This is a genomic window from Shewanella sp. SG41-4 (assembly GCF_014164505.1).
Taxonomy (GTDB): Bacteria; Pseudomonadota; Gammaproteobacteria; order Enterobacterales; family Shewanellaceae; genus Shewanella.
The window spans coordinates 1-12,470 of sequence record NZ_JACJFI010000109.1 but is presented as its reverse complement, the minus strand read 5'-3'; the positions used below and the strand labels follow the sequence as shown (position 1 = coordinate 12,470).

The window sequence follows — 12,470 nt, the reverse complement described above, 5'->3', positions numbered from 1 at the left end:
CCAAGCTATTGAAAAGCTGGTTATTAATAAGAACTCTATCAGAGCCGTGCCGAATAAACTAGCAAGAAAAATTGAAAAGTGTGTATTGAGACTGATGTTTTTCGAAAGTAATTAGTAACTGGCTTATATGGATTACTAAAAGTAGGTCAACAGGCTCGTCAATGTTCTGTGCAGCTTATCGCCTGAAACTAGTAAAGGGGTATAAACGAGTCTGCTGCATTTTACTGTCACGTACCTGGACATTTCCGTGTTAGTACCAGATGGAGAGCCTTTTATTTCAGATAACTTTTTATACTCCAAACCACGCGAGTCGCCTACAAATAGCAGATCAAATTCACTAACCCACTACCCCATAGTAAAAACCAAAGCAATCAAACCAATCTATCGACACAGGCGAGGGATGCAACTATCATTAGCAATAGGTGTGTAGTGGTGATGACTCTCAACGAGATAATGGTGCGAGCGAAACGGATCCAGAAAGGTAAAAGGCTTTTATTGAAGACTAATTATAAAGAATTGATTTGGTGTTATTTGGGAAACAGATACAAAAAAAGCTTTGCGAGCTGCTTATTTGTAGTTGTAACACTAAATTAAGCTCTATCATGACGGATTAGAAGCTTGTTATTAATCTAACCTGCGAGTAGCAATCAATCTTTTCATCGCGTTCATTGTACCATTAAATGCAAATTTATATTGGTTACTGCTCTCTACTGAAAGTACACATGATCCAAGCCCGCTCCCCATTTTAGGACCAATTCAAGCACCTCATTTTATCACAGATAAAATCAGCTATACCAAGAGCCACAACGACTTAGTATATCTGGTGACTGATCTACTAGATTACAGTCTCTGCAAGTCACTGATGACGGGTGCCAAAAGGCACCATCTTTATTATTATGATCTATTTCTGCGTAGCATTGCATCAGCGTGCACCCTTACCTCTACGATGTGTTCGTGACGGTCGTTTAGAAGGGATATCGCCCTATCGTGTTGTTCAACGCCATCAACTGTCACATTCGTCTCGCCATCTGTTTGCGTAACGGTGATGTGATAGAACGTCTCCCGATAACAGTAATGTATCTTGAACTCGGGCCAATCCGCATTGAAGCACGGCGCGAAATGGAGTTTGTCCGATTCAAGCCTCAATCCCAGGAGTGATTCTATGATCAACCGGTACATCCATCCAGCCGAGCCAGTGTACCAGCTCCATCCGCCGCGGCCTATGTGGGGGGAAACTGCATAAACGTCACCAGCCATGACATAGGGTTCGACTTTGTAGGTCTTAATTTCATCTGCAGATCTTCCATGATTAGCTGGGTTGATCATTGCCAACAGCTCCCATGCACGCAGGCTGTCGCCCAATTCAGCGAATGCCATTGCCGCCCAGATCGCTGCATGAGTGTACTGCCCGCCATTCTCTCTTATGCCTGGAGCATAGCCTTTGATATAGCCGGGGTTTAACGGCGACTTGTCGAAAGGGGGATCCAGAAGCTGGATTAGGGCATGGTCGCGGCTTACAAGCCGCTCATAAACGGCATCCATTCCCATTCGTGAACGCTGGGTATCTCCAGTGCCAGAGAGTACCGACCAACTTTGCGAAATCGAATCGATTTGGCATTCGGAATTACTTGCCGATCCCAATGGGGTGCCATCGTCAAAATAAGCGCGACGGTACCATTTGCCATCCCAGCCATGATCCTCGACCCGCTGGCGCAATTGCTCCGCTTCGGCCTTGCAACGCTCGGCAAACGGAAAATCGCCATGTAGCCGTGCAAGCGCAGTGAATTTGTCGAGCACTTCACAGAGGAAGAACCCCAGCCAGACACTTTCGCCCTTGCCCTGCATCCCTACTAGGTTCATGCCGTCGTTCCAGTCACCGGAACCGATCAGCGGAAGGCCATGTTCCCCAAAGTTAAGACCGTGCAGAATCGCTAGCACACAGTGCTTGTACAAACTGGTTGTTTTGCTGGAACGATCTGGCAGATCATAATGGGAGTCGTCCTCCGGATTTAGCGGGTGGCCTTCGAGGAAATGGACGTACTCATCTAGTATCCCGGTATCTCCGGTGCTCAGAACATAGCGACAGGTTGCTAATGGAAGCCACAGATAATCGTCGGAGCAGTGTGTACGCACTCCGTTGCCTGATGGCGGATGCCACCAATGCTGAACGTCACCCTCAAGGAACTGTCGGCTCGCACACAAAAGGATATGCTCGCGCACCAGTTGTGGCTGGGCGTGAACCAGCGCCATCACGTCTTGCAGCTGGTCACGAAAGCCGAAAGCGCCGCCCGATTGGTAATATCCGCTGCGCGCCCAAAGACGGCATGCTATTGTCTGATACAATAGCCAGCCGTTGGCAAGCACATTGAGGGATGGATCGGGTGTTTCCACCTGCACTGCGCCGAGCGTATTCTTCCAGTATTGACAAACCTCTTCGAGCGCCCTATACGCTGCTGCAGATCCTCGGAAGCGATCTACCTGGTTCCGGGCATCATCAGTGTTCCGTCCGGCCCCGAGCGTAAATCTGATCTCGCGTTCTTCTCCCGCTGCTAGCTCGAATGAGACCTGGATCGCGGCGCAGGGATCCAGGGCTGCCCCAACATTGCCGGAAAGCCGCGACCGGGTCATCGCGGCCGGACTATTGAGCGTGCCGTTGCGGCCGATGAATTCGGTGCGGTCGCCGCTTAATGTCCGTCTGGCATTGTCCACATCAAAGAAGGCAACCCGATCGGAAAACTCCGTGCTGTAAACATTGCGGGCAAAAAGTGCGCCGCTTTTTGAGTCTATTTCGGTGATCACGTGCATGGCCGATTTTGCTCTTAGATCCCCAAGCACCCATTCCGCGTAACCGGTGGCAGAGAGCTGGCGAGACCGTTTCGACTCGTTTCGTATCTTGATTACCGAGAACTTCACCGCTGCGTCCTGGGCCACATAAACCCATAACTCGGAATGGATACCGTCCTCGGTGTGCTCGAAAACGCTGTAGCCGAATCCATGACGGCTAATATAAGTACCCGCTCCCCGACTAGGCAAGGGCGTTGGGGACCAGAAATGGCCGCTCTCTTCGTCGCGGAGGTAGAAGGCTTCTCCGCTCGCATCACTAACGGGATCGTTATTCCAGGGCGTGAGGCGGAACTCGTGGGCATTCTCGCTCCATGTGTAGGCACTGCCGTTCTCGGAAATAACGCTTCCGAAGTGTGCATTTGCCAGCACGTTCACCCACGGAGCTGGAGTCACTTTCCACTGATCAGTGGTTATAATGTACTCGCGCCCGTCAGGAGTATATCCTCCGAGCCCGTTGAAGAGGATCAGATCGCGATCTGGGACGGCCGCTGGAGGTTCGGCGCGGTGACTTCGGGTTGGCAGGAAGCTTGGAATTGGCACTTGCGAAGAAGTGCTACCTTTGATCTGCTCCGCCAGCGTTCCCCGCCTGTCGGTGATGATGGCGCGAGCAACTGATTGGAAAAGAGTACGGTCCTCGTTCGATATCTGCTCCGCATGTCGCACGAAGATGCCGCCCGGTTGATCCATTACATGCGTCTCAATGCCTGCGGTGACCAGCCCGATGATCTGTTCCTGAAGTTGTTGCCGGTAACCGGCGCGATCTTCATTCCAGATCACCAGGTCTACGTCAAGTCCCTTTATATGCCAGTATGCATGGGCCTGGATGATTTTCCGTACCAGATCGATATTAGCCAGATCTCCAATCTGCAGTAGCACGATTGGGAGATCACCAGAAATGGCGTAGCCCCATAGGCCAGATTGTCCGCGGCGGTTCCTGATGAGAACACTGGTGTCGGCACGCAGAAAAGCATTGCCATAAATGACCGAACTGGCAAGTTGTGCGTAAAGCTGCGCGTCGGTCTCGCTGGCATTGAGCTGGCCCAGTATTACCTGGCTATGTGTCCACGCCAGATCGAAGACACGATCCGAGAGACGCTTATCGTGGTATTTTTCTACCAGTCTTAAGGCTGCTGCGCGCGTTTCTCCGATGCCGGAAACCATATCAATGGTTGCCGTATTTCCCGGATCGATGTTTATCCGGTAGCGGATTGAAACAATCGGATCCAGCACCGAACCCTCGCTGCCGGAGAGCATCGCAGAACCCGCTGCTAGGGCTTGTGGATCGGTGAGAGTATTGCCGCGGCCGATAAATTGCATACGGTCTGTCTCGTAAGATACTTTTTCAATATCTGTCCCGTGAGCAGTCATCAGGTGAAACATCCATGGCGTCTGCTCGTCAGAAGAGCGGGGGCGGCGAGTACAGAGAATCGCCTGGCTTTGTTCGATGATCTCAGTCTGAACAAAGAGATTACTGAATGCCGGATGCATTGCATCCGCGGCAGACGATGTGAGAACCACTTCCGTGTAACTCGTAATGTCGATCGTTTTGCGTGTACTGGAGTGATTGGTGATGCTAATTCGACGTAATTCGATGTCATCTTCCGGAGAAACAACTATCTCGGTGTAGCTATCGAAATCATTGTCACGGCGGCGAAATTCCGCACGTCCCTCGGAGAAAGTTGCTTCGTAATGCTCTGGTTGCTTCAGCGTGGGCTGATGGGTGGCTGACCAGAACTCCCCGCTCTCCACATCACGAATGTAACTGAATGTACCCCATCCGTCACAGGTACTGTCTTCGCGCCAGCGTGTAAGAGCAGTATCTTTCCAACGGCTATAGCCACTTCCGGCATTAGTTATCATTACAGAGTAACTGCCGTTTGACAACAAATGCACTCCCGGTATCGGCGTATTGGGGTTATCGAATACGCGTACCGACCTATCTGACACTCCGGAAGTCTCATGACCGTCGGAGAACTCGGGAATGTGCGCATAAAATGTTGCTGTCTTTGGAATCCGTTCCTGGAGCAATGGCAGGGTCGCTTGCAGGGCCGAACTTGACTTAAATCGCTTCTGCATCGGACGGTCCAGCAGCAGATAGGCCAGTGAAAGAAGGCTCATGCCCTGGTGATGAGCCATGTGGGATCGAATCGTCACACGGGTTTCTCCCCGCCGCTGCCGTGAAGGGGTGTAATCGATGGCTTCAAAAAAGCCGAATTTTCCTTCACCCCCTTCAGCGGCAAGTCGCTGCAGGTTCTGGCAGGCTGCCTCGGGCTCCACCATCAGTGCCAGCACCGAGGCGTATGGCGCAATGACCAGATCCTCGGTAAGTCCGCGTTTGAACCCTAGGCCAGGCACACCAAATGCACGGTACTGATAATTAAGATCAACGTCGACCGTGTTGTAGCCTGATTCCGACATGCCCCACGGCAGGCTGCACTGTTTTCCATAATCTATCTGTCTCTCCACTGCCACCTTATAGGTTTGGTCAAGCAGCGTGTTTTCATAGGTCGGCATCACCAGAAGCGGCATCAGATACTCGAACATTGATCCGCTCCACGACATAAGCGCCTGCTCGCCGCCTGCGCTCGTAAGCAGGCGTCCGAGGGCAAACCAACTTTCCTGCGGCAGTTGGCCCTGCGCTATCGCGACGAAATTGCACAGTCTTGCTTCCGAGGCCAGCAGATCATAGTAACTAGCGTCACGGCGAAGATCTTCCACATTGTATCCGATCGCCAGCAGACGGCGCGCCTTGTCATATAGAAAGTGATAGTCCATCTGCGCCAACTCGCTAGACTGCAGTGCTAGGCTTTCAACAGCCGCGATCCTTTCACTGGCAAGATGGATGGCTTCAGTGATGCTCTGCCGAAGTATATCAAGCCACTTATATTCTTCCGGTGTAGCGTTATCGAGCCTCTGTTCGATTGCAGGAAGCAGAGCATTATCGTCGTTTGCCAGTTCGCGCAGCGTTGGGATTTCGTTGATACCGGGGAAATCATTGAGCCCACTGGGAGCAGATGGCAGCCAAAGCCATGGGGCAAGAACCGTCAACTCATTGTGGGCGGCGCGGCATTGCCGGACCAGAGCCCGTGCCCACCAGCTAGCATCAGCCACGGAAGCTGTCTCTGAGATGTCGGTATTGGCATGATCCCGGGCGGGATGGTGTTCGGAAAGGTTATCCGTTTCCCAGTAGACGGAGGTTCTTTCAGTACGGCTTCTATCGGTTGGTGCCTGTTTCTTAGAGACAGGATCAAGGCTGTCGGCAAACTCCTCAGCGCTTGCTGCAAGCAGCTCAAGGCGGAGACGTACTTCCTGAAGCGTGGCTGGCCGTGCAGACTGCAAATCGACCTGAAGTTGAATAAGCGCGGCCGGAGCGGCGCCTTCTATAACATCGATCAGGATCATCAGCGTATCAGTCAGCCCATCAAGCCATCGAATTCCAAGTATTTTCTCGTCGGACAGGGCAAGCAGCCCCTGACGCAGGGTCAGCAGATGGGCGGCCAGATTTCCGCTATCAACCGAAGAGATGTAATGCGGTTTCAGCGGTTGCAGCGATTGGGTATCGTACCAGTTGAAAAAGTGCCCTTGGTATCGTTCCATGATTGCCATAGTGTTGAGTGCATTTGTGGTGCGCTCGATAAGTGTTCCGGTCGGAATGTAGCCGAAGTCAAACGCGGACAGATTCGCGAGTAGCGAAAGCCCCATATTGGTTGGCGAGGTGCGATGTGCAACCGCCGCAACACGATACTCTTGATAGTTGTCAGGTGGCAGCCAGTTGTCTTTGGAGCCGACAAAGGTCTCAAAGAATGCCCAGGTCTTGCGCGAAAGTTTGCGCAGGTAAAAAGTCTGCTCGGTACTCAGTCTCGCTTTGCGGCGGGTGATCGGCCGGCTGATCCGCCAGGCGATATAAGGAAAAAGCAACCAACAGAGCAGTATTGGCACCGCCGCTAACAGCGTAACCGGGTTGGAGAGTAGCAGAACTATTGCTGTTGCAGAGGCAATAGCCGGTGCTGCCCACATCAGGCGAAAAGAGCCGATAAGATCGATGCGGCCATTTTGCTCTGAATGGCAGAATGGATCCCATTCCAGAAGGCGCTTACGCGTGACCAGCATCCGCCACGCTGCGCGTGCAATTGCATTCAGACTGAAGTATGCCTCATAGGGAAGGGCTGCCAATTCAAAGGCCGCCTGAGCGAAGCGTTTGTTGGTCGAGTCCACTACAAAGGCGAGATGCTGGGCTGGCGTCAGATCGTTAGGTTTCCGGAATATTTCCATCAAAGAGGCCAGCAGATGTGGAGCCATAATGATGACAATCACCAGCAAAGTCCAAAACCAGGCTGATGGCAAGAGCAGCCAGCCGAGCAGCAATAGAGCTGTTAATGCCGCGGGTACTAGGCTGCGCCGAAGGTTGTCAAATATCTTCCATAGCGACAGCCCCGAGAGCGGGTTCTTCTTACAACTCTCCCTGGATCCGGGCACACGCGGCAGAAGCCACCCTGCAATCTGCCAGTCGCCGCGGATCCAGCGATGCCGGCGGCTCACATCGGCACTGTAACGGGAAGGATATTCCTCGTACAACTCTACATCGCTTAACAGCCCCGAGCGTGCATAACACCCTTCAATCAAATCATGGCTCAGGATCTGGTTCTCGGGAAAGCTTCCATTGAAGGAGCACACGACCGCATCAATGTCGTAGATTCCCTTGCCGATAAACGATCCTTCACCGAAGAGGTCCTGGTAGATGTCAGAGACGGTGCGTGTATAGGGGTCAATGCCGGGTGTTCCGCCGTAAAGTCGGGCATACTGCGACCGATTCGTCCCCGGCAGGCTTGAGCTTACGCGGGGCTGAAGGATACCGTATCCCGCACAGACACGCTGCCCGCCTTGATCATAACGCGGACGATTAAGCGTGTGAACCATGACGCCGATAAGCTGCCAGGCCGAATCACGCGGCAGCTGCGTATCCGTGTCAAGGGTAATCACGTATTTCACCTTTGACAAGCGTGCAGTCTCGCCAGCAATAAGCGAGAAGCAATCGCCAGGGCCGCCGAGCAGAAATGCATTCAAATCGTTAAGCTTCCCGCGCTTACGCTCGTAACCCATCCAAATCTCTTCCACGGGATTCCAGCGGCGGGGACGATGAAATAGAAAGAACGTGCCACTCTTCTGACCTCTGTATTTTTCATTCAGCTCGTCAATTTTTTTATGGGCCAGGCGCAGCAGCAGCGAATCCTCCGGCAGAGTCTCCTTGTCCGCATCCCGAAAATCGGTCAACAGGGCAAAATGCAGGTTTTCATCCCAGTTTGGCAGCATACGAACTTCAAGCGCTTTAACCAGCTCTTCAATATTTTCAACGCTGGTCAGCATGGTCGGCACCACAACTAAGGTGCGGGATTCCGGCGGAATACCTTTTGAAAAGTCCATTCTCGGCAGTCGCTTTGGCGACACCAGAAAAGTCGACAAAGCATTTGCCAGTGCGACTGCCAGTTGACTGGTGGCCAACAGCAAAAGGATGGCTGTTAATATAAGTGTCCACTCGTTCACCCCGCTGGCATATGTCTTTGCCAACAGACTTCCGGTAAGGATCAGCGTGATCAGCATAACCGGACCTAAATAAAGGAGCAGCGGGGAATGGCTTAGGATTTTTTTAAGCGTCTCGAAGATGGAAAGTTTTACTTCTGCCGTTTGTTCAAGCTGCGGCAATCCCTTGTCGATTAGGTAGAATCCCACATGTGCAGTTAGATCATCCTTGCCTTGCCGGGTCGCACCGTCCTTTGCCAGCCCGATCACTCTCTTAGCCACCTCACCTTCGGATAGGGAGCTCTGCTTCGCGATCTTCTCTATAACATGACGATAGCTATCACGGCTGGCAAAATCCATCTTGCCATATACACCATTTGGATCTGCAAGCAGAGTCTGCTCGACAACGCTCATCGCCTCGACAAACCCGCTCCAGTCCATTATGCTCAGAAACCGGAGACTGCGGATACTGTTGCTAATGGAGACCTGGTTGGAGGCTTGCTCTCGGTTCCCCGACTCCACCAGTTGCTGAATCGTCAGGCCCGATTCAGCAAGCTGCTGTTCAATCCAGTTCAGCGGCAATACCAAAGCAGGGCTGCGCCCCTGCAGCCGGCGCATAAATTCCGAAACGAACGCCTCTGTCATCGGTGGGTTCGACCGTGCCATGTCTGCAATCACCAGAATCAGATTTTTCGGATTTTTCTCTGCAGTTTCGATCATCTGACCCGTCCAGAAAAGAGCGAGGTCTCGGTCACTTCTGCCCGCGGCAATACGGACAGCGATATGGCGGATATTTTCGATCAGTGCCAGACGCATCATTATAGGGATGGCCCATAATTCGCTCAATTTGAGAGCGGTGACGCTCTGGTAGGCCGCCACAAAAAGGCTGAGCCTTTCCGGGTCTACCCATCCGTCGCCGTATAATATCCCCTCCAGCGCGATGTCATACACACGCGGAAGACCAGCCGATGAGACCTTCAGCAAGCGGGGCAATTCCTGACTATAACTCTTTGGAAAATGACTCTTGGCTGTGCGGATCTGTTCTTCAATCAGATAGAAGTTATCGAGCAGCCATTCACTGGCTGGCGTAATCTGGTGGTGCGCCGCTACTGCCTCCGTCAGCTGTCTGTAAACGTCGACAAGCAAATGCTCGTTTACCTTCAGTCGTGCCAGAAGCTGCTCTGGATGGTGTTTCGAAGTCAATTTGTGCGAGGCTGCCAAATTCTTACCATGCTGCTCTAGATGATCGGAAGATACCAATTTGGAGCGCAGCAGCGGCATGCCGCCGGAGTACTTTGGTGACATGCCTATTTGCCGAACGCGCATCATCAGCTCACGCAAATTTTTGAAGATATTCAGGTTGCTTTTTTTCAATTTAAAGGCTCCCTTTACCGCTAAATTCCGCAGAAACGCATATTCAGGATGCCTGGTCATGGCTATTAAGTAATAAGCGATCATCATGCGGCTCGCTTTGAACTATTCAACAGTAGGACCGAGTCCCTTCTTAGCACTGCTCCTAAACACTTTAAAAGCGACTGTATCCGGAATTCATCTCTGAACCCAGGGGCTGAGGCATACCCTGAAGACACTTTATTGACATGTCTCCATTACATCAGAAAATTATAATACAAAATATTTTTTATAATGTGATCTTCCCCTAAATCAGCAGCCTATTTTTACTTAACCATCAGATCAGTTTAAGCCATAACAGAAATCGCATTGAAATCGACATCAGAGATATTAAGTTGTGGCTTACTTTCTTTGAGTTGATATGCGATTAAACCGCCAATCAACTCAACATAAAACCATGGACGCTTCGGTACCTTGAATGCTCAATTTGTGAGATATTTTTCAACTGGTCATTGATGGTTTCAATGATCATGGGTATAGCTGTAAAACCCTTCTGGATTTCGCTCTTTATATTCCTCCTACAGTAAAAACAATGTCATGGTTTTAGGTCGTAGTTCTTGCTGAACTAATGACCAATCAAGAAACGTAAACCCTTTTAATTTAGGCTTTGTTTAAGAAAACGCTTTTTGCAGAGAGTGATCATCCCACTGCTCATCAAGCGGCCAACAAGTAATGCCTAGCTCGGCTGATTTACAGGCATAACGTGACACGATTGATGGAGAAACAGATAAGCTATTGGCTATCTTACGATGACTGAGTGTATAGCCGTATTTTAGTCTTAGAATCTCTTTGAGTTTATACATAGAAATAGGTGCCGTTGGCATGGTTATTCTCATCATCAAAAATGAACAGAGTAACGGTTAAAAACACCTACTGGCTAGACAAAAGCATGAAAATTGAACGATACCATTCAAGCCGATCACTCAATACCATTTTGGCCGAAAAGTGATCGGCATCGATGGTATTAGGTGATAGCGATGCATGAGAATATGCAACGATACAGAGCTGAATGTGTGTTTTCGGATATACCGTATTAATCGAATCAGGAAAGCCTTTTAGGCCATCTATGCAGGCGATAAGGATGTCATTGAGTCCTCTTTTTTGAAGTTAGGTCAGCACATTAAGTCAAAAATTGGTGCCTTCATTCTCCGCTATCCATATGCCAAGCAGCTCTTTGTGACCTTCAAGGTTAACGCCAAGTGCTAAGAAAATTGCTTTGTTGATAACCTTATTGTTTTCCCTAATTTTAACCACAATACAGTCTAGAAAAACGATGGTAAACAGGCTCAAATGGACGTGACTGCCACTCTATAACTTGGTCTATGACTTCATTAGTCACTCGGGAAATGAGTGTGGGAGAGATTTCTGCACTATACATCTCATCAAAGGTATCGACAATATCGCGTGTCGTCATGCCCTTGGCATACAGATATAAAATCTTGTCGTCCATTGATGTAAAGTGACTTTGATGCTTTTTCACTATTTCAGGTTCAAAACTGCCATTACGGTCGCGAGGCGTGTCTAACTCAAAGCTACCTTCTTCCGTACTGGAGTAACCATTGCGGCTGTTGCTTGTGAGGGCTTTCTCATTCTTTTGATAACCTAAATGATGTTCAAGTTCAGCATTTAATGCCGCTTCAACGGTAACTTTAGTTAACATTGCCCTGAAATCATTTAGGTCTGCTTCAGACTTTATGCTTTTGGCTGCTTGTTTAGCGAAAGCTTCTAATTCCTGTTTATTCATGTGCTACCTTCCATTGCCCCTTATAGGCTACTGATTGAAAAGCAGTTACACAAAATTATTTACAGGCTCGAAACCGAGCTGTAAAAATGGGGCTTATTTAGCCCTTTATTTGCTTAGTTTACCTCTAGTTCAATCTTTCAAACCGAACATAATAAAGTCTACTGTGGATTTCAGAAGCGATTAGCGTTATCGTTAACTAAGTAAGATAATCAACAGAGACTAAAAACAGCGGGTGTTCCATTTAAGCCCACTTTTGTCAGCTCTAAGCATTAAGTTTCAACATCATCTCATCTACTCTTTCGGGGGAAACGATGTCAGAAAATGTAAACAATTCGCTCATAGAAGCAATCAATGATGAGTATAAATCACGTGCAACATACCGTGCAGTTATTAATAAATTTGGTGAAATACGGCCATTCATTAACATAGTCGCGGCCGAGGGTCGTCATATTGATGCCTTGTTACCTTTGTTTGCTAAATACAATATAGCTATTCCTGACGATGATTGGGATTCACGCGTCAAAACACCCACAACTATTATTGAAGCATGTCATTTGGGCGTTAAAGACGAAATTGAAAATGCACAGATGTATGACCGATTACTTTATTCAACAATAGGTTACACTGATATTCAAGCCGTACTAACACAATTACAAAGGGCATCAAAAGAAAATCATCTTCCCGCTTTTCAGCGTTGCGTGGAGAGAGGTGGTCGAGGACAAAAAAATCGACGCGGGCAATGCTGTAAATAGGTCGTTAACATGGAAAATACATTTTGGACCGCATTTGTTACGAGTTCTCTTGCTGCCGCTGTTACTTCAATGGGTATATATAAGGGCTATCCACTTAGCACAACCAACCACTATATATTGTGGTTATCGATTTTTAATTGATTGGTACGTTATCGGCTTAGAACGCACTGCTTGTTCAAGCAACCTGTAGAATAATAATCCCC

Annotated in this window: 2 protein-coding genes and 3 pseudogenes; 1 reads left to right on the top strand and 4 read right to left on the bottom strand. The window is 49.5% G+C overall.

From position 1 onward, the window contains the following. Positions 1 to 894: 894 nt before the first annotated feature. The 4 genes and pseudogenes from H5202_RS11625 to H5202_RS11610 all read right to left on the bottom strand — a co-directional run. Complete coding sequence (locus tag H5202_RS11625) at positions 895 to 9,822, bottom strand: GH36-type glycosyl hydrolase domain-containing protein (protein WP_259397291.1); 8,928 nt, start codon at positions 9,820 to 9,822, stop codon at positions 895 to 897. A 236-nt stretch (positions 9,823 to 10,058) separates the two neighbouring features. Further along, positions 10,059 to 10,243, bottom strand: a pseudogene (locus H5202_RS24250) (transposase); the annotation flags it as partial. A gap of 49 nt (positions 10,244 to 10,292) precedes the next feature. Then, positions 10,293 to 10,595, bottom strand: a pseudogene (locus H5202_RS11615) (IS21 family transposase); the annotation flags it as partial. 148 nt (positions 10,596 to 10,743) lie between these two features. Then, positions 10,744 to 11,515: pseudogene (locus H5202_RS11610) on the bottom strand (IS256 family transposase); the annotation flags it as partial. A gap of 311 nt (positions 11,516 to 11,826) precedes the next feature. On the opposite strand from H5202_RS11610, the gene H5202_RS11605 reads away from it, so the two are divergent. Continuing rightward, a complete protein-coding gene (locus tag H5202_RS11605) occupies positions 11,827 to 12,267 on the top strand; it encodes a ferritin-like domain-containing protein (protein ID WP_182772214.1) in 441 nt (146 codons plus the stop codon). The last annotated feature ends 203 nt before the right edge of the window (positions 12,268 to 12,470 follow it).